Source organism: Neomesorhizobium albiziae, assembly GCF_900114255.1.
Taxonomy (GTDB): domain Bacteria; phylum Pseudomonadota; class Alphaproteobacteria; order Rhizobiales; family Rhizobiaceae; genus Neomesorhizobium; species Neomesorhizobium albiziae.
The window spans coordinates 221,156-238,730 of sequence record NZ_FOSL01000003.1 but is presented as its reverse complement, the minus strand read 5'-3'; the positions used below and the strand labels follow the sequence as shown (position 1 = coordinate 238,730).

The 17,575-nt window shown below is 63.5% G+C and carries 17 protein-coding genes and 1 pseudogene; 11 read left to right on the top strand and 7 right to left on the bottom strand.

Going from position 1 to position 17,575, the window contains the following annotated elements:
• Positions 1-98 precede the first annotated feature (98 nt).
• Together F3H98_RS07695 and F3H98_RS07690 are read right to left on the bottom strand one after the other, a co-directional pair.
• Positions 99-467, bottom strand: a complete 369-nt coding sequence (locus F3H98_RS07695; RefSeq protein WP_149759543.1) for a cell division protein ZapA — start codon at positions 465-467, stop codon at positions 99-101.
• Positions 468-476: 9 nt separating this feature from the next.
• On the bottom strand, positions 477-749 hold the full coding sequence (locus tag F3H98_RS07690) for a DUF4164 domain-containing protein (protein ID WP_149759542.1): 273 nt from the start codon (positions 747-749) through the stop codon (positions 477-479).
• A 275-nt stretch (positions 750-1,024) separates the two neighbouring features.
• Between F3H98_RS07690 and tkt the strand changes: the two genes are divergently transcribed.
• The 6 genes from tkt to F3H98_RS07660 all read left to right on the top strand — a co-directional run bounded on the left by tkt (position 1,025) and on the right by F3H98_RS07660 (position 9,409).
• Entirely contained in the window at positions 1,025-3,013 is a 1,989-nt protein-coding gene (gene tkt / locus F3H98_RS07685; protein ID WP_149759541.1) for a transketolase, read from the top strand.
• Positions 3,014-3,256: 243 nt separating this feature from the next.
• Positions 3,257-4,267: a type I glyceraldehyde-3-phosphate dehydrogenase gene (gene gap / locus F3H98_RS07680; RefSeq protein ID WP_149759540.1), complete on the top strand. Its 1,011-nt coding sequence runs from the start codon at positions 3,257-3,259 to the stop codon at positions 4,265-4,267.
• Positions 4,268-4,450: 183 nt separating this feature from the next.
• A complete protein-coding gene (locus tag F3H98_RS07675; protein ID WP_149759539.1) occupies positions 4,451-6,319 on the top strand; it encodes a potassium/proton antiporter in 1,869 nt (622 codons plus the stop codon).
• A 96-nt stretch (positions 6,320-6,415) separates the two neighbouring features.
• A complete protein-coding gene (locus F3H98_RS07670) occupies positions 6,416-7,612 on the top strand; it encodes a phosphoglycerate kinase (protein WP_149759538.1) in 1,197 nt (398 codons plus the stop codon).
• A gap of 149 nt (positions 7,613-7,761) precedes the next feature.
• Positions 7,762-8,652, top strand: coding sequence for a fructose bisphosphate aldolase (locus tag F3H98_RS07665; RefSeq protein WP_149759537.1), 891 nt, complete (start codon positions 7,762-7,764; stop codon positions 8,650-8,652).
• A gap of 40 nt (positions 8,653-8,692) precedes the next feature.
• A complete protein-coding gene (locus tag F3H98_RS07660) occupies positions 8,693-9,409 on the top strand; it encodes an SGNH/GDSL hydrolase family protein (protein WP_149759536.1) in 717 nt (238 codons plus the stop codon).
• 158 nt (positions 9,410-9,567) lie between these two features.
• On the opposite strand, the gene F3H98_RS31015 is transcribed toward F3H98_RS07660, so the two are convergent.
• Positions 9,568-9,723 carry a hypothetical protein gene (locus F3H98_RS31015; RefSeq protein ID WP_188130361.1) on the bottom strand — a complete coding sequence of 52 codons (156 nt, stop codon included), beginning with the start codon at positions 9,721-9,723 and terminating at the stop codon, positions 9,568-9,570.
• A gap of 192 nt (positions 9,724-9,915) precedes the next feature.
• Between F3H98_RS31015 and F3H98_RS07655 the strand changes: the two genes are divergently transcribed.
• The 4 genes from F3H98_RS07655 (at position 9,916) to F3H98_RS07645 (ending at position 13,874) form a co-directional block, all read left to right on the top strand.
• Positions 9,916-11,823, top strand: coding sequence for a propionyl-CoA synthetase (locus F3H98_RS07655; protein WP_149759535.1), 1,908 nt, complete (start codon positions 9,916-9,918; stop codon positions 11,821-11,823).
• Positions 11,824-12,003: 180 nt separating this feature from the next.
• On the top strand, positions 12,004-12,180 hold the full coding sequence (locus F3H98_RS31010; RefSeq protein ID WP_188130360.1) for a hypothetical protein: 177 nt from the start codon (positions 12,004-12,006) through the stop codon (positions 12,178-12,180).
• A gap of 506 nt (positions 12,181-12,686) precedes the next feature.
• Positions 12,687-12,893, top strand: coding sequence for a hypothetical protein (locus F3H98_RS07650; RefSeq protein WP_149759534.1), 207 nt, complete (start codon positions 12,687-12,689; stop codon positions 12,891-12,893).
• Positions 12,894-13,142: 249 nt separating this feature from the next.
• Complete coding sequence (locus tag F3H98_RS07645) at positions 13,143-13,874, top strand: helix-turn-helix transcriptional regulator (RefSeq protein WP_149759533.1); 732 nt, start codon at positions 13,143-13,145, stop codon at positions 13,872-13,874.
• Between the two features lie 14 nt (positions 13,875-13,888).
• On the opposite strand, the gene F3H98_RS07640 is transcribed toward F3H98_RS07645, so the two are convergent.
• Positions 13,889-14,368 (bottom strand): anthrone oxygenase family protein, encoded by a 480-nt coding sequence (locus F3H98_RS07640; protein WP_149759532.1) that lies wholly within the window; start codon positions 14,366-14,368, stop codon positions 13,889-13,891.
• A 1-nt stretch (position 14,369) separates the two neighbouring features.
• Positions 14,370-15,208: pseudogene (locus tag F3H98_RS07635) on the bottom strand (NAD(P)H-binding protein).
• A gap of 120 nt (positions 15,209-15,328) precedes the next feature.
• Between F3H98_RS07635 and F3H98_RS07630 the strand changes: the two are divergent.
• Positions 15,329-15,952, top strand: coding sequence for a TetR/AcrR family transcriptional regulator (locus F3H98_RS07630; RefSeq protein ID WP_149759531.1), 624 nt, complete (start codon positions 15,329-15,331; stop codon positions 15,950-15,952).
• Between the two features lie 18 nt (positions 15,953-15,970).
• On the opposite strand, the gene F3H98_RS07625 is transcribed toward F3H98_RS07630, so the two are convergent.
• Positions 15,971-16,660: an alpha/beta hydrolase gene (locus F3H98_RS07625; protein WP_149759530.1), complete on the bottom strand. Its 690-nt coding sequence runs from the start codon at positions 16,658-16,660 to the stop codon at positions 15,971-15,973.
• A 148-nt stretch (positions 16,661-16,808) separates the two neighbouring features.
• Positions 16,809-17,501 carry a DUF1013 domain-containing protein gene (locus F3H98_RS07620; protein ID WP_149759529.1) on the bottom strand — a complete coding sequence of 231 codons (693 nt, stop codon included), beginning with the start codon at positions 17,499-17,501 and terminating at the stop codon, positions 16,809-16,811.
• Positions 17,502-17,575: the final 74 nt, after the last annotated feature.

The following is a 17,575-nucleotide window of genomic DNA, read 5'->3' as shown; positions in this document are numbered from 1 at the left end:
AAATGGATTCATTTGGCGTCCGCATAAATGCGGCAAAACAACTACTTAGAGCGAGTTGTCGGTTCTGAAAGAACCGGAACCGCTCTAGAGGCGGGCTCTTACTGCACCTTCGTGACGGCCAGTTTGCCGGCAAGGCTTTCCATGCGCTCGGCAAGGCCGCTAAGCGCGCCGGTCAGCGCAGCGTCGTTCTTGTCGGCCTTGCTCAGCGCTTCGTCGCGGGTCTTGCGCAAGGTCAAGACCTCGCTTTCCATGCCCTTGATGCGCTTCTGCAATTCGGACAGCTCGTCCATGACCATGATGCCGGCCATCACGGTCAGGCGCTGGTCGCCGATTTCGCCGAACGAGGCCTTGAGATGGGAGACATAGCGGTCGAAGCGCTGGCCGAGATCCATCAGATGCTCTTCCTGGCCTTCGTCGCACGCCATTCGATAGGTCTTGCCATCGATCATCACAATGACCTGCGCCATCGCAAACTCCTATCTGTCGAGAACCGCGCGGATTGTTTCCATTGCGCTGACCAGGCGGCGCGACACCTCCTTATTGGCCTCTTCGAGCCTTTCGGCGCGGGCTTCGGAGTTGTCGAGCTCCTGGGCAAGGCGCGAGCGGTCGGCGTTCATACGCTGTACTTCGGCCTCGGCTTCGGAATAATCCTGCTCGTGTTCATGTCGCGCGGCGACGGCATTTTCCAGCGTATCGATGGCTTTGCCTAGCCGAACAATGACTTCTCTGAGTGTCGTTTCCCCGGTCATGGCTCCAGTTCCAAGCCCGCCGCTCCCGAATCGCTCGCGTTCTTAACGCGTTATGTCCGAAACATTATGCGGCGGTTGAAACCCCCGTCAATGACGGGTTTCGGGCTTTCCCCCGCAATCGGAACGGCGCAGCATCGCAATGCCGGTTCGTAGCGCCGTTCGAGCCGCCCGAATGAGCTCCGGATTGATTGACAGAGCGGGCGCAACTGCTATGTGTCCCCCAGCTTTTCCAAGGGGTCGCCACCCCAAAACCTTTATCGATAAAGCGAGAAATCATGACCGCACGCGACCAGCACGATCGGATGGCCAATGCGATCCGCTTCCTTTCCATGGATGCCGTTGAGAAAGCCAATTCCGGCCATCCCGGCCTGCCGATGGGCGCCGCCGACATCGCCACCGTGCTGTTCACGCGCTTCCTGAAATTCGATCCCAGGCAACCGCACTGGGCCGACCGCGACCGCTTCATCCTGTCGGCCGGCCATGGCTCGATGCTGCTTTATTCGCTGCTCTACCTCACCGGCTACGAGGACATGACGATCGAGCAGATCAAGAGTTTCCGCCAGCTCGGCTCGAAGACGGCGGGCCATCCGGAGTACGGCCATGCCACCGGCATCGAAACGACGACCGGTCCGCTCGGCCAGGGCCTCGGCAATTCGGTCGGCTTCGCGCTCGGCGAACGCATCATGAATGCGGCCTTCGGCAACGACCTGGTCGACCACCACACCTACGTTCTGGCTGGCGACGGCTGCCTGATGGAAGGCATCAGCCAGGAAGCCATCGCGCTGGCCGGCCACCTGAAGCTCAACAAGCTGATCGTGTTCTGGGACGACAACAACATTTCCATCGACGGCCCGGTGTCGCTGGCCGATTCCACCGACCAGGTTGCCCGCTTCAAGGCTTCCGGCTGGAACGCCAGCCTGATCGACGGTCACGACCCCGAGGCGATCGCCGCAGCGATCGAGGCAGCGCACAAGTCGGACAAGCCGACGATGATCGCCTGCAAGACGACCATCGGCTTCGGTGCGCCCACCCGCGCCGGCACCAACAAGGCGCACGGATCGCCGCTCGGCGCCGAAGAGATCGCTGGCGCGCGCAAGGCGCTCGGCTGGGATTATCCGCCGTTCGAAGTGCCGGCCGACATTCTCGACGCGTGGCGCAAGGCCGGTCAGGCGGGCGTGAAGGCGCGCGAGGCCTGGGAAGGCCGTCTCGCCAAGGCTGACGCCAAGCTGCGCGCCGAGTTCGAGCGCCGCATGCGTGGCGAACTGCCGACAGGCTTCGACGCGACGATCGCCGACTACAAGAAGAAACTCGCCGCCGACAAGCCGAAGGTCGCCACCCGCAAGTCGAGCGAGATGGCGCTGGAAGTCATCAACGGCTTCGTGCCGGAAACCATTGGCGGCTCGGCGGACCTTACCGGTTCCAACAACACCAAGACCAGCCAGACCAAGAACATCGACGCCAGCAATTATGGCGAGCGGTATGTCCACTATGGCATCCGCGAGCACGGCATGGCGGCGGCAATCAACGGCCTGACGCTGCACGGCGGCGTCATACCATATGGCGGTACCTTCCTGTGCTTCTCCGATTATGCCCGGCCGTCGATGCGGCTTGCATCGTTGATGGGCACCCGGTCGATCTTCGTGATGACCCACGATTCCATCGGTCTCGGCGAGGACGGCCCGACCCATCAGCCGGTCGAGCATCTGGCTGCGCTGCGGGCCATTCCCAACCACAATGTGTTCCGCCCGGCCGACGCCACCGAGGCTGCGGAATGCTGGCAGTTGGCGCTGGAATCGCAGAAGACGCCGTCGACGCTCGCGCTTACCCGCCAGAACCTGTCCGCCGTGCGCACCGAATTCGCCGCTGAAAACCTCTGCGGCTACGGCGCATACGAACTGGCCGCGGCAAACGGCGACGCGGCGGTGACGATCTTTGCAACCGGCTCGGAGGTCGAGATCGCGCTGGCCGCCCGCGACAAGCTGCAGGCCCACGGCCATCCGACCCGCGTCGTTTCGGTTCCCTGCTTCGAACTGTTCGACAAGCAGGATGCCGCCTACCGCGCCAGGACCATCGGCAACGCGCCGGTAAAGATCGCCATCGAGGCCGGCATCCGCCAGGGCTGGGACCATCTCATCGGGATCGACGGCATCTTCATCGGCATGACCGGATTTGGCGCTTCGGGTACCATCGAGCAGCTTTACCCGCACTTCGGCATCACCGCGGATGCGGCGGCCAAGGCGGCGGAAGCCCGGCTGCATAAGTAAGCGCGGATGCGCTTGCGGGGCATTTGGACGCAGGTTAGCGCCCATTGCCCCGACTAAAACGATTTGGTCCGCCGCCGGTGTGGCAGCCGCCCGGAATGTCGCCGCGACGGCTGGATTCTTGGTGCCGCCGCCGCTATGAAGCGCTGCCGGTTTTGATGGCTTGGTCCCTATACGGGCCCTCGAGCCGCATGTTCAGTCTCGCGTGACAACGCGCCTTTCTTTGCTCTCAAGGAGAACCGATCCATGACAGTCAGAGTTGCCATCAACGGATTTGGCCGCATCGGCCGCAACATCGTGCGTGCCATCTACGAGTCGGGCCGCAAGGACATCGACGTCGTCGCCGTCAACGATCTCGGCCCGGTCGAGACCAACGCGCACCTCCTGCGTTACGACAGCGTGCATGGCAGATTTCCGCATGAAGTGAAGGTCGATGGCGACCAGATTTCGATCGGCAAGGAAAAGTTCAAGGTCACCGCGATCAAGGATCCGGCGCAGCTGCCCTGGAAGGAACTCGGTGTCGACATCGCGCTCGAATGCACCGGCATCTTCACCTCCAAGGACAAGGCTTCGGCGCATCTTTCGGCCGGCGCCAAGCGCGTCCTCGTTTCGGCGCCTGCCGACGGCGCCGACCTGACCGTCGTCTACGGCGTCAACCACGACAAGATCGGCAAGGATCACATCGTCGTCTCCAACGCCTCTTGCACGACCAACTGCCTGGCGCCCGTGGCCATGGTGCTCAACAATGCCTTCGGCATCGAGAAGGGCTTCATGACGACGATCCATGCCTATACCGGCGACCAGCCGACGCTCGACACCATGCACAAGGATCTCTACCGCGCGCGCGCGGCTGCGATGTCGATGATCCCGACGTCGACGGGCGCTGCGAAGGCCGTCGGCCTGGTGCTGCCGGAACTCAAGGGCAAGCTCGACGGCGTCTCGATCCGCGTGCCGACGCCGAATGTCTCGGTCATCGATTTCAAGTTCGTCGCCAAGAAGACCGTGACGGTCGATGAGGTCAACGCGGCCCTCGTTGCCGCGGCCAACGGTCCGCTCAAGGGCATCCTGGCCTACACCGAAGAGCCGCTCGTCTCGATCGACATGAACCACAACCCGGCGTCGTCGACCTTCGCGCTCGACCAGACCAAGGTCATCGAGGGCAACCTCGTGCGCGTGATGTCGTGGTACGACAACGAATGGGGGTTCTCCAACCGCATGGCCGACACCGCGGTCGCCTTCGGCAAGACCATCGCCTGACGGCAGATCGTCTTTTCGCGCCCTTCGAACGCCCGGCTCAGCCGGGCGTTTTGCGTTTCAGCCGTTATCCCACGCGAAAAAATCGGCGCGAGAAGCATCGATCGGATCAATCGCTTGCCTATGGCCTTTTCTTCGCCGCACTCTGCGGCGAGGCAGGAAATCTGCTTCGGGGGACGGGCCGGCATGGATCAGACGATATATCTCGTAACGCTTGTGGCGACGGCGCTGGTGCTGGCTGCGGCGTTTTCGAGCCTTATCGCCTTCCGCTTCGGCGCCCCGCTGCTACTGCTCTTTCTGGGCATTGGCCTGGTGACCGGCGTCGACGGGCTGGGCATTCCCTTCGACAATGCAGGGCTCGCCTACTTCGCGGGCTCGCTGGCGCTCGCCGTCATCCTATTCGATTCCGGTTTCGGCACGCCGCTCAACGTGCTGCGGCAGGCCGCACTGCCGGCGATCTCGCTGGCCACGGCCGGCGTGGCGCTGACCACGCTGATCTTCGGCGCCGCCGCTTTCTACCTGACCCAGCTCACCTGGCTGGAGTCCTTCCTGCTGGGCGCCGCCGTCGCCTCCACCGATGCGGCCGCGGTTTTCTTCCTGCTGCGTGCCGGCAATCTGTCGCTGCGCGACCGGGTGCGCTCGACGCTTGAAATCGAGTCCGGCACCAACGATCCCATCGCCATCTTCCTGACCATCACGCTTGTCGAGGTCATCGCGCTCGGCGCCGACCCGGAAGCCCAGGTGCTTTTGTTCGACATCGTCATCGGCTTCATCGAGCATATGGGGCTGGGCGCGATCGCGGGCGTGCTCGGCGGCATGGCGATCGTGCGGCTGGTCGACCGGCTCAATCTCGACAGCGGGCTTTTGCCGATCTTCGTGCTCACGCTGTCGCTGCTGGTCTTCGCGGCCGCCGGCGCCATCGGCGGTTCCGGCTTCCTCGCGGTCTATCTCGCCGGCCTCGTTGCCGGAAATTCGCAGATACGGGCCACCAACACCTTGAAGCGCTTCCAGGACGGCATGTCGTGGCTGGCGCAGATCATCATGTTCCTGGTGCTCGGCCTGTTCGCGACGCCGTCGCAGTTTCCCGCGATCCTGGTGCCGGCGGTGCTGCTTGGCCTGTTCCTCATCTTCATCGCGCGGCCGCTCGCGGTTTCGCTCTGCCTTCTCCCGTTCCGCTTCGCGCGCGCCGAAACGGCGTTCATCTCATGGGTCGGCTTGCGTGGCGCGGTCTCGATCCTGCTTGCGCTGACACCGCTGATCGGCGGGTTGGAGAACGGCCGTCTGATCTTCAACATCGCGTTTATCGTCGTTTTGGTGTCGCTCGTCGTGCAGGGCTGGACGGTCGGTCCGCTGGCGCGGCGGCTGGGGTTGATCGTGCCGGCCAGGCTCGGCCCGCTCGACAAGGTCGAACTCGAACTGCCCGGTTCCGCGCATCATGAGTTGCTGGCCTATACGGTGGTGCCCGGCAGCCCGGTGGCGCGCGGGCAGCGCATTCCGCGCTGGGCGCGGCCATCGCTGGTGGTGCGCGACGGGCGTTCGATGCGCTTCCAGGATATGGGGCGGCTGGTGGCGGGCGACCATGTCTACATCTTCGTGCCCGACCGCTATCCGCGCCTGCTCGACCGGCTGTTCGCCAGCCGCACCGAGGTCGATCCCGAGGATGAGGATTTCTTCGGCGCCTTTGCGGTCGATCCGAACCGCCTCGCGTCCGATCTCGAGGCCGCCTATGGCATCGGCCTGACCGAAGCCGAACAGAAGATGACGATATCAGCCCTCTTGAACGAGCGGTTCGGCGGCCGCGCGGAATATGCCGACAGGGTCATGATCGGCCCGATCGAGCTGATCGTTCGCGACGTTGACGAGAAGGGGCGCATCATTTCGATCGGCCTGTCGACGGAGCCGCTGGCGTTGCGCCCGAGCGTGCCGATGTTCCTCAGCGTCGGCGAGATCGTTGACCGGCTGGGCATGGTGTGGACGCGATTCAGAACCCGGCGCGACAGCAAGCCGGAGCCCGCACCGCGGAAAGCGCCGGAAGATACGTCCGCCAATCCCTGAACAGCGCCGGTTTGACGCAAGGTGAGGGCGGAATCGCGCCTTGCATCCTCGTGACTGCGCGATAAGGTCCGGCGGTTTCAACGAGGAGAATTTGCCGTGGCCGGTTTCAAGACTCTCGACACGATTGGCGACATCAGGGGCAAGCGGGTTCTGGTCCGCGTCGACCTCAACGTGCCGATGGCTGATGGCAAGGTCACGGACGACACCCGCATCGAACGCGTTGCGCCGACGATCACCGAATTGTCCGACAAGGGTGCCAAGGTCATCCTGCTGGCGCATTTCGGCCGACCGAAGGACGGTCCCGATCCGGCATTGTCGCTGAAGCCGATTGCCGAAGCGACCGCCAAAGTGCTCGGTCGCAAGGTCGGCTTCGCGACCGACTGCATCGGCGAGGCCGTCGCGAAGGCTGTCGCCGCGATGAATGACGGCGACATCGTGCTCCTCGAAAACACCCGCTTCCACAAGGGCGAGGAGAAGAACGACAAGGCTTTCACCGAAGCCGTTGCAGCCCATGGCGACGTCTTCGTCAGCGACGCTTTTTCTGCCGCGCATCGCGCCCATGCCTCGACCGAAGGTCTGGCGCACAACCTGCCGGCTTTTGCCGGCCGCACCATGCAGGCAGAGCTTGAGGCGCTGGAAAAAGGCCTCGGCAATCCGGTCAAGCCGGTCGTCGCCATCGTCGGCGGCGCCAAGGTTTCGACCAAGATCGACCTTCTGATGAACCTGGTGAAGAAGGTCGATGCGCTGGTGATCGGCGGCGGCATGGCCAACACGTTCCTCGCGGCGCGCGGCACCAAGATCGGCAAGTCGCTGGCCGAGCACGAACTTGCCGATACCGCCAAGCAGATCATGATCGAGGCGGCCACAGCCGGCTGCGCCATCATCCTGCCGAGCGACGGCGTCGTGGCGTGGGAGTTCAAGGCGGGCGCCAGGAACGAAACGGTCGGCATCGAAGCGGTGCCGGCGGATGGCATGATCCTCGATGTCGGACCGAAGACCGTCGAGGCGATCAACCAGTGGATCGACCGCGCCGCGACCCTGGTCTGGAACGGCCCGCTTGGCGCCTTCGAGATAGAGCCCTTTGACCGCGCCACCGTCGCTGCGGCCAGGCACGCGGCAGCGCGCACCAAGGCGGGCAAGCTGGTTTCCGTCGCCGGCGGCGGCGACACGGTCGCCGCCCTCAACCAGGCAGGTGTGGCCGACGACTTCACCTATGTATCGACAGCCGGCGGCGCGTTCCTGGAATGGATGGAAGGCAAGCCGTTGCCCGGCGTGGACGTGCTCAAAGCCTAGTGGAGTGAATTTGACATTCGCATTGCGCGGCGGATGAAACACTTTCACATCGCAAGTGATATCTTTCAATCGATTCAAGGTTTTTGCTGGCATTCCATCGCAAAAACTCTTCTGATATTCGCCCGGGCAAGACAATCAGGAGGCAATACATGAACCAGGAAATGGCCGCGCAAGCCGCAAACAAGGACGGCTTCATTGCAGCGCTCGATCAGTCCGGCGGCTCTACGCCGAAAGCGCTCAAACTGTACGGCATCGACGAAGGCGCATGGTCGAATGATGCGGAAATGTTCGACCTCGTTCACAAGATGCGCGCGCGGATCATCAAATCGCCTGCCTTCACCGGCGACAAGGTCATGGGTGCGATCCTGTTCGAACAAACCATGGACCGCGACATCGACGGTACGCCGACAGCGCAATATCTCTGGGAAAAGCGCCACGTGGTACCCTTCCTGAAGGTCGACCAGGGCCTGGCGGAGGCGAAGGACGGCGTCAAGCTGATGAAGCCGATGCCGGCCCTCGACGCGCTCCTGAAGCGCGCCGTCGCGAAGGGGGTTTTCGGCACCAAGATGCGTTCGGTGATAGACGCGGCGAACCCGAAAGGCATCGCCGCCGTCGTTGCCCAGCAGTTCGAAGTCGGCAAGCAGATCCTGGCGCACGGCCTCGTCCCGATCATCGAGCCAGAGGTCACGATTTCGATCCCGGACAAGGCGGAAGCGGAGAACATTCTGCTGGCCGAAATCCGTAAGCATCTCAACGATGTGCCGGCCGGCAAACAGGTCATGCTGAAGCTGACCCTGCCGACGAAGTCGAACCTCTACAAGCCGCTGGTCGAGGATCCGCGCGTGATGCGCGTGGTGGCGCTATCCGGCGGCTACTCCCGCGACGAGGCGAATGAAAAGCTGAAGCAGAATGCCGGCGTGATTGCCAGTTTTTCCCGCGCATTGACCGAAGGTCTGTCGGCGGGCCAGAGCGATGGACAGTTCGACGCCGCGCTGGGTTCGGCGATCGACAGCATCTTCGAAGCATCCCGAGCCAACTGACGGGTAACCCCGTGTCGGCTCAAGGGGAGGGATAGCGCCAATGTCGCGCCTTTTGCCGCTCCTTACCTGGTTGGCTTTCCCCGTCTATGTCTGGCAGGGGCTCGGTGTGCGCCGCCGCACCGAGCGCATGCTGCCAGCACGTGGGCCGGTGCTGCACCGCATCGAGGGAAAGGAGCCGGCGATCGCGCTGCTGGTCCTTGGCGATTCCTCCGCCGCGTCGGTCGGCGTCGGCCGCTCCGAGGATGGGCTTGCCGCACAGCTTGCTGCATTGATTTCGCAGCGCACCGGCCGTTCCGTCGCCTGGCGGGCAGCGGGCTTCAATTCGGCTACATCCGGCCAGATCCGCGACCATGTTCTGCCGAACCTGTCGGCCGACCGCTGGACGCACATCGTGCTTGCCATCGGCACCAACGACACCAAGAATTTCCATTCCGTGCCGCGCTTCAAGAAGGATTTCGGGGGCCTGCTCTACGCGCTGAGAGCGAAATGGCCGGAAGCGCGCGTCGTCTGGTCGCCGGTGCTGGAATTCACCCGCGCGCCGGCGATGCCTCCCCTGCTCGGCAGCATATTGGAGATACGCGCCGGCGCAGTGAATCGCATGGGCGAAAGGCTTTGCCTCGAGCGCGGCGCGGTGCCGGCGCCGCGTCTGCCGATCACCGACCCTGAGGCCGGATTCTCGACCGACGGCTTTCATGCCTCGGAGGTCGGCTACCGCGCCTGGGCCGAGCATCTTCTGGAGTTTGTGCTGGCGGACTAGATTTGGACCAGCCGGCAGCCTGCCGCCTCAGAGCCTGTTTGATAACTCGCTGCGGTGAGTCAAATGGCGGTGGTTTCGAGAACCGGAGCGGAGCGTAGCACCGAAAGCGCAGAAAACGCCGTCAGTTGGCCACTGCAGTAGAGTTTGCAAACGGGCTCTTACATCCTGATCAGCGTCGCCACCATCATCACCGCGATCGCCACCACGGCGATCTTCCAGAAATCGCCGCGCTTGCGCAGTCCCGGCAGGTTCAGCGGCTTGATCAGGTGCACGACCATCGCGGCAAGCAGCAGCAGCGCCAGTATCTTGCCCATCGTCCGCTCCCTCGCCGCACTTGTCCTTGGTGCCAGAGCATGATCCCGAAAAGTGGAAACCGGTTTTCGGACGAGATCATGCTCCACCAAAAGACAGAGCCCCATTCCGATTCAATCGGAATGGAATAGGCTCTAATAGACAGGCGTGGCGGGGAATGGCAATCAGGCCGTAGGGAGCTCAGGGAGGAAACCATGAACTCGCGCTATCACGAGGTCTATGACGGCTGGAAACGCGACCCGGAGGGTTTCTGGGCCGAGGCCGCCGGCGCCATCGACTGGGTCAAGCCGTGGGACAAGGTGTTCGATCCCGACCGGGGCGTCTACGGCCGCTGGTTCGTCGGCGCTGAATGCAACACCTGCTTCAACGCCGTCGACCGTCATGTCGCGGGCGGCCGCGCCGACCAGGTGGCCCTGATCCACGACAGCGCGATTACCGGCACCATCGCGAAATACACCTATGCCGAGCTGAAGCGCGAGGTGGTGGCGCTGGCCTCGGTGCTGAAGAACCAGGGCGTGCGCAAGGGCGACCGCGTCATCATCTACATGCCAATGGTGGCCGAAGCCGCCTTCGCCATGCTTGCCTGCGCGCGCATCGGCGCCATCCATTCGGTGGTGTTCGGCGGTTTTGCCGCGCGGGAACTCGCCACCCGCATCGACGATGCGCAACCCAGGCTGATCATTTCCGCTTCCTGCGGGCTGGAGCCCGGCCGTGTCGTCGCCTACAAGCCGCTGCTTGACGGCGCCATCGCGATCGCCCGCCACAAGCCGGAGCGCTGCCTCATCCTGCAGCGGCCGCAGCAATCCTGCGAACTGACCGAAGGCCGCGACCTTGATTATGCCGACCAGGTGGCGCGCGAGCGGGCGGCCGGCGCCAATGTCGACTGCGTGCCGGTTCTCGCCACCGATCCCCTTTACGTGCTCTACACATCCGGCACCACCGGCCAGCCGAAAGGCGTCGTGCGCGACAATGGCGGCCACATGGTCGCGCTGAAATGGTCGATGGAAAACGAGTTCGGCGTCAGGCCGGGCGAGGTGTTCTGGGCGGCCTCCGATGTCGGCTGGGTGGTTGGCCATTCCTACATCGTCTACGCGCCGCTGCTGCATGGCTGCACGACGGTGCTGTTCGAGGGCAAGCCGGTCGGCACGCCAGACGCCGGCACCTTCTGGCGGGTCATCTCCGAGCATGGCGTGGTTGCCCTGTTCACCGCGCCGACAGCCTTCCGCGCCATCAAGGGGCAGGATCCGCAAGGCGCCTTCGTGGCGAAATACGACATGTCGAGGTTCCGCACGCTCTTCCTTGCCGGCGAGCGCGCCGATCCCGAAACCATCAAATGGGCGGAGAAGCAGCTCGACGTCCCCGTCATCGATCACTGGTGGCAGACCGAAACCGGCTCGCCGATGTCGCAGAACCCGATCGGGCTCGGCCAGCTGCCGGTCAAATACGGTTCGCCCTGCGTGCCGATGCCGGGCTACGACATCCAGGTGCTCGACGATGCCGGCCATCCCGTGGCCAGCGGCACGCTTGGCAATGTGGTGGTGAAGCTGCCGCTGCCGCCCGGCTGCCTGCCGACCTTGTGGAACGCCGACGAGCGGTTCCGGCAGGCCTACCTCGCCGAGTTTCCCGGCTACTACAAGACCGCCGACGCCGGCTATATCGACGAGGACGGCTACCTCTTCATCATGGCGCGCACCGACGACATCATCAACGTCGCCGGCCATCGCCTGTCGACCGGCGGCATGGAAGAGGTGGTGGCCGAGCATCCGAATGTCGCTGAATGCGCGGTCGTCGGCATCGCCGATGCCATGAAGGGCCAGATCCCGTGCGCGTTCGTCGTGCTCAATTCCGGCGTCGACCGGGAGAACGGCGCGATCGAACGGGAGATCGTGCAGCTGGTGCGCGACCGCATCGGCGCGGTGGCCGCTTTGAAGACCGTCGTCACCATCAAGCGGCTGCCGAAGACGCGCTCCGGCAAGATCCTGCGCGCCACCATGCAGAAGATCGCCGACAGGCAGGCTTGGACCATGCCGGCCACCATCGACGATCCGGCCATCCTCGATGAAATCACCGCGGCGCTGGGCCAGCGGGGGATCGGCGTCTAACCCGGCGCGATTCAAACGGGATTCAAGTTTCGCGAGGACGGAAAATCTGGGAAGATTTTTGCCAAACCGCTGCGCCGCAGAGCATAGAACAAACCTGGAACGTTAATCCTGATAGCTCCTGACAGACTGCTGTCAGGAGGGGTGTGCGATAGTGTTCCCGTCAAACAAGGAGCCACTGTCATGGAAACTTTCACCCCCTCGATCTTCAGGGCAGTCGGTCGGTATGCAGCATCGTTCCGCGCGATGCGCGACGAAATCCGCACCGAACGGATGCTCAACACGCTTCCGGAGAGCATCCGCAAGGACATCGGATGGCCGGACAACTATCCGGAGCGCCGCGCCCGCCGCGCCGGCTGAAACAATCGTGGCGAGCATGGCCGCCAGAGCATTTTGCAGCCAGGTGGAATCACTTGGCGTCGCACAAATGCGGCTAAAACAAACAGCTAGAGCATTTTGCAGCCAGGTGGAATCACCTGGCGTCGCACAAATGCGGCTAAAACAAACAGCTAGAGCGGAATGCCGGTTCAACTTGAACTCATTCCGTTCTAGGGCGCCAGGCGGCACGAGTACAGCTGAAGGGCGGGAAATCAGGCTGGCAAGGATTCACGCGTGTTTCACTGCATTTCAGCTATCACCTCGCGGCAGCAACATTCAGGTGCTTCCGCAACGTCATGCGGTTACATTAGCAGTGCATGAAAGGCGCGTCCCGGACGACAGCTGGTCAATTCAACCAGCCAACGCCGTTCCGTTCGAGCCTTCTCTCGATCCGGACATCATCAACTAAAAGCGGTCCGTATCTCCCTGTCCGCCTAACATCGCAGGATGCCGAGGATCTCCTGCAGGACGCACAAAGGAATAAGACAATGTCATTTGAAGATATTTCCGACCCCGAGCAATTGGCAGTCCTCAATCTGGTTCTGCACGATATTTGCCTTGCCGCCGGCATAAAGGTCCAAAGTCGCGCGAGCGAAGATACAGCCGGTCTCCTGCTGCATCTCCACAAGGTCGGCTGCCACACGGCCGACGACTTGAGGACGACATTCGAAAGGGTGGTGCGGCAGGCAGCGTAGCTGGCCGCGCCCCCCGGTTTGCCGCCGCTCAACAGCGCCCTTACCCAGCTGCCATCATAACGGCGAAGAAAAATCAGGCTATCATGTTGAAGTTTGAAACACGGCGCCGTTCGCGGCTCTCGCCGACGATCGCCGCCACGCTGCTGACCGCTCATGACACACTCCTGACAGAATGGTGTCAGGAGGCCTGTTGTATGATAATTGCAGTGGTGGCGCCGGCTGCCATTGCGAAAGAAGAGAAGTCGATCGATGAGGCGCGCCGACAGATTGTTCCAGATCGTCCAGCATCTGCGTGGCGGACGTCTCGTCACGGCGCACAAGCTTGGCGCGTGGCTCGAGGTTTCCGAGCGCACCATCTATCGAGACATCGCCGATCTGCAGTCGACAGGCGTGCCGATCGATGGAGAGGCTGGCGTCGGCTACATGATGAGGGAAGGCTTCGACCTTCCGCCGCTCATGTTCACGCGTGACGAGATCGTGGCGCTGGTCGCCGGCGCGCGCATGGTGCGCGCCTTCGGGGGCGCCGCGATGGCGCGTGCCGCCGACGAGGCGCTTGTCAAGATCGGCGCGGTGCTGCCGGATTCGGAGAAGGACCGCATCGCCCGCACCGAGATCCACGCGCCCATGTATGTGGTCAGCAACGCCGACCGCGAGGCGATCGATCTCATCGAGCGCGCCATCGAGAAGCGCGGCGTACTCACACTCGACTATCGCGACGAGGCCGGGCGCAGTTCGATGCGCGACGCCCGCCCGCTTGGCCTGTGGTTCTGGGGCAGGGTGTGGACGCTGATCGCCTGGTGCGAATTGCGCGACGATTTCCGCGCCTTCCGCATCGACCGCATCGCCTCCGTCACCTCCGCGGGCCGCAATTTCAAGCCGGAACGTGGCAAGCAGCTTGCCGATTTCTACCGGCGCGCCGAAATGAACGAGACCATGGGATCGACGACGGCGCGGGCGTTCCCGACGTCGTCGGCTTCCTGACCACTTTCTTGCATTCAGAGCAGCGCGGCGATGAAGGCCGCCGAAGCGGCGAGCGCGGTAACCGTGCGCACAGTGTTCCACGTCACCCATTCCGAGAGATAACGCGACCAGACGGCCGCGCCCTCGGTGCTGGCCGGGTCGACGGCGGCCAGCGCATTGTTCAGCGGCACGTTGAAGAGCATCGTCACGACCACGTTGCCGACAAAATAGAGGATGGCGCCGCCGAGAAGCAGCAGCGCACCGTCCATGCTCCAGTTGAACAGTGCGTAGACGCCGACCGCCAGGCACAGCAAGCCCGTTCCGAACAGCGCGGTCATGAACAGCGGGTTGATGACGGTGACGTTGATCGAATTCATCGCGGCGATGCCGCTTGGTGCGGGCACGCGTGCCAGCCCGGCCATGACGAAATTGGAAAAGGCGAAGAACACGCCGCCGACAAGACCCGTGCCCAGCGCCGAAACGACGGTCAGGGCAGTGAAAAGACGTTCGCTCATGTCAGTTGCTCCAGATGCCGGTTGCGGCGGTTTCGCGTGTGTAGTCGGCAAAATCCTTCGGCGCGCGGCCGAGCGCGCGCTGGACGCCGTCTGTCAGGTGTTCGTTGCGGCCGTCGAGGACCACGGTAAAGAGTTCCCTCAGCAGCCAGACGAATTCTCCCGGCACGTTCGCCCCTGCCAGGCCCGCTTCAAAGTCTTCATACGAGACCCGCGGTAGGCGATGTCGCGACCGGTCGCGGCGGCAATCTCGCCGACCGCTTGCTCGAACGTCAACAGCCGCGGTCCGGTCAGTTCATAGAGCTGGCCGACATGGCCCTCCTCGGTCAGCGCGGCAACGGCTGCGTCGGCAATGTCGTCTGCGTCGACGAAGGGCTCTCCGACATCGCCCGCCGGCAGGATGACTTCTCCGGCGATTATCGAATCGGCGAGATAGTTTTCGCTGAAATTCTGCGAAAACCAGCTGCAGCGCAGGATCGTCCAGTAGGCTCCGGATTCCATCAGCATGCGTTCGCAGCGCTGGGCTTCCGGTTCGCCGCGACCCGACAAAAGCACCAGCCGGCGCACGCCCTTTGAAAGCGCGAGCTTCACCAAAGCTTCCACGGATTCCGCGGCGCCCGGCACCGCGAGGTCCGGATAATAGGTGATGTAGGCGGCGCCGACGCCATCGAGCGCATCCGACCAAGTTGACCGGTCTTCCCAGTCGAATGATGGGACGGCGGAGCGCGAGCCGATGCGCACGAGGATTTCTTTCGCCGCGAGCCTTTCGGCCAAGCGCCGCCCGGTCTTGCCGGTGCCGCCGACGATCAGGATCGGCCTGGAATGTTCAATGGGCGTGCTCATGGTTCTGCTCCGTTTCACAAAATATGAGTAATCCTCACATTTGCAAATGTGATAAATCCTCATATTATCACTGTCAAGCAGGAATCGCAGGTTCGGCACATGGCGGCGGAAGAGACGGATATGGTCACGGCGGAGAGCGACCTGGCTGCATTGCGCCGGGCGCCCAGCCAGAAACGCAGCCGCGAGCGCGTCGAGCGCATGCTTGCCGCCGCGTCGGAGGTGATCGCAGAGCAAGGCAGCGACGCCATGCGCATGGGCGAAGTCGCCGAGCGAGCGAGCGTATCGATCGGCTCGCTCTACCAGTATTTTCCCGACAAGGGCTCGATCATCCGCACGCTTGCCGACCGCTACAACACGCTGGGCCGCGAGTGCATCGAGGGCGAACTTGCGAATGTCCGGGATGCGCAAGGCTTGCGTGTCGCCTTCGGCGGGCTGATCGACACCTACTATCAGCTGTTCCTGGCCGAACCGGTGATGCGCGACATCTGGTCGGGCACCCAGGCCGACAAGCAGTTGCGCGATATCGACCTGGTCTACGGGCGCATCAACGGCGAAATCCTGGGGCGCGCACTGAAACGGGTGCGGCCGCAGGCCGACCCAGGCGAGATCGACCGCACCGCCTTTCTGGTCATGTCGCTCGGCGAAGCGGCGATGCGGCTTGCCATCTCGGTCGGCCGCGAGGAGGGCGATCGCCTCGTTGAAACCTACAAGCAGATGGTGCTTCGCGAACTCCTGCCGGTATGAGCGCCGGCAGGACCCCGGTCAGGCGGCGGACGCCGCTTCGTCGATCAAGGCGGTCACTTCGTCCGGCATCGACGCAAGCGAAGCATGGCTGGCCTTCAGCGTGATGACCCTCCTGGCGCCGAGGCGGCCGGACATCCATTCCTGGTTTGCCGGGGCGATCATCCTGTCCTCGCTGGAGATCTGATACCATGAAGGCTTCTTCTTCCAGGCCGGCGCGGTGATCGTATTCTCGAAGGTGCTGGCGACCGGCGCCTTCTGGGTAACGGCCATGACCAGCGCCTCGTCGGCGGTCAGGTCCTGGCAGAAGCTCTCGTGGAACTTGTCCGGTTTGATCCAGAGGTATCCGTCGCTGTCGGGCGCCAGGTTCGGCACCGCCACCGGCGGGTTTTTTGCGGTGATGCCGCCGGGGCTTTCGCCTGCGTCCGGCGCGAAGGCGGCGATATAGACCAGCCCGACGACATTCGGCATGTCGCCGGCCTCGGTGATCACCGCCCCGCCATAGGAATGCCCGACCAGCAGTACCGGCCCTTGCTGCTGCGCGACCATCTTGCGGGTGCGCCCGGCGTCATCGGCAAGCGAGGTGAGCGGATTTTCGACGGCACAAATGGATTGATAGCCTTTTCGCGACAGCGCGACGATCACCTTGCCCCAATGTGCGGCGCCGCCCCAGAAACCGTGGACCAGGAGGATGGTGGGTTTGCTCGGCATGGCAGAACTCCTTTCTCCATTGTCCGTCGCCCAGGATGGCGACGCCACTGTAGGGACGGGCAGTCTGCGCCCCGGCCTGGCGAGGCGCAACGCAAAAAGGCCCCGCCAGAGCAGGGCCTTTCGTAGAATCGTCGAGAAATCAGCAGGTTTATTCGTCGTCCGGTTCCGGATCCTTCGCCTTGAGCGAGGAGAGCTTGGCGAACACCGCGTTGGCGTCGAGTTCCTTGTCCTCGTCGCGCGGCTTCTCGGCCTCGGGCGTCAGCCGCTCGGTCAGCGAGGCCGGCAGCAAGGTATCGCCGACCGGGGCAACCGGCTCGCGGCCGCGCGAGGCGCGCTGCACTTCGAGATCGAGGTCGATCTGCGAGCAGAGGCCGAGCGTCACCGGGTCCATCGGCGCCAGGTTGGCCGAATTCCAGTGCTTGCGTTCGCGGATCTGCTCGATCGTCGACTTGGTGGTGCCGACGAGGCGGGAAATCTGCGCGTCCTTCAGTTCGGGGTGGTTGCGCACCAGCCACAAAATGGCGTTGGGGCGGTCCTGGCGCTTCGACAGCGGCGTGTAGCGCGGACCCTTGCGCTTGGATTCCGGCACCCGCACCTTGGGGTCCGAAAGCTTCAGGCGATGGTTCGGGTCCTTCTCGGCCCGGGCGATTTCCTCGCGGGTCAACTGGCCGGTGATGACCGGATCCATGCCCTTGATGCCCTGCGCGGACTCGCCGTCGGCGATCGCCTTCACCTCGAGCGGATGCAGTGTGCAGAACTGCGCGATCTGCTCGAAAGTCAGCGCGGTGTTGTCGACCAGCCAGACGGCGGTCGCCTTGGGCATCAGCAGCGTATTGGCCATCAGATAAAATCCTCTCGTTCGCCCGCGTCCCTTGCGCGGGCGGTGGATAGAACCACCGAAATTGGGAATTGGGG

What these genes read in the sequence shown, in the direction of transcription:
- F3H98_RS07620 (WP_149759529.1), bottom strand. Translation starts at nt 17,501, where the DNA reads ATGGCCAATACGCTGCTGATGCCCAAGGCGACCGCCGTCTGGCTGGTC.
- F3H98_RS07650 (WP_149759534.1), top strand. Translation starts at nt 12,687, where the DNA reads ATGTCATTTGAAGATATTTCCGACCCCGAGCAATTGGCAGTCCTCAAT.
- F3H98_RS07695 (WP_149759543.1), bottom strand. Translation starts at nt 467, where the DNA reads ATGGCGCAGGTCATTGTGATGATCGATGGCAAGACCTATCGAATGGCG.
- F3H98_RS07655 (WP_149759535.1), top strand. Translation starts at nt 9,916, where the DNA reads ATGAACTCGCGCTATCACGAGGTCTATGACGGCTGGAAACGCGACCCG.
- F3H98_RS07660 (WP_149759536.1), top strand. Translation starts at nt 8,693, where the DNA reads ATGTCGCGCCTTTTGCCGCTCCTTACCTGGTTGGCTTTCCCCGTCTAT.
- F3H98_RS07665 (WP_149759537.1), top strand. Translation starts at nt 7,762, where the DNA reads ATGAACCAGGAAATGGCCGCGCAAGCCGCAAACAAGGACGGCTTCATT.
- F3H98_RS07640 (WP_149759532.1), bottom strand. Translation starts at nt 14,368, where the DNA reads ATGAGCGAACGTCTTTTCACTGCCCTGACCGTCGTTTCGGCGCTGGGC.
- gap (WP_149759540.1), top strand. Translation starts at nt 3,257, where the DNA reads ATGACAGTCAGAGTTGCCATCAACGGATTTGGCCGCATCGGCCGCAAC.
- F3H98_RS31010 (WP_188130360.1), top strand. Translation starts at nt 12,004, where the DNA reads ATGGAAACTTTCACCCCCTCGATCTTCAGGGCAGTCGGTCGGTATGCA.
- F3H98_RS07645 (WP_149759533.1), top strand. Translation starts at nt 13,143, where the DNA reads ATGAGGCGCGCCGACAGATTGTTCCAGATCGTCCAGCATCTGCGTGGC.
- tkt (WP_149759541.1), top strand. Translation starts at nt 1,025, where the DNA reads ATGACCGCACGCGACCAGCACGATCGGATGGCCAATGCGATCCGCTTC.
- F3H98_RS07675 (WP_149759539.1), top strand. Translation starts at nt 4,451, where the DNA reads ATGGATCAGACGATATATCTCGTAACGCTTGTGGCGACGGCGCTGGTG.
- F3H98_RS07690 (WP_149759542.1), bottom strand. Translation starts at nt 749, where the DNA reads ATGACCGGGGAAACGACACTCAGAGAAGTCATTGTTCGGCTAGGCAAA.
- F3H98_RS31015 (WP_188130361.1), bottom strand. Translation starts at nt 9,723, where the DNA reads ATGGGCAAGATACTGGCGCTGCTGCTGCTTGCCGCGATGGTCGTGCAC.
- F3H98_RS07630 (WP_149759531.1), top strand. Translation starts at nt 15,329, where the DNA reads ATGGTCACGGCGGAGAGCGACCTGGCTGCATTGCGCCGGGCGCCCAGC.
- F3H98_RS07625 (WP_149759530.1), bottom strand. Translation starts at nt 16,660, where the DNA reads ATGCCGAGCAAACCCACCATCCTCCTGGTCCACGGTTTCTGGGGCGGC.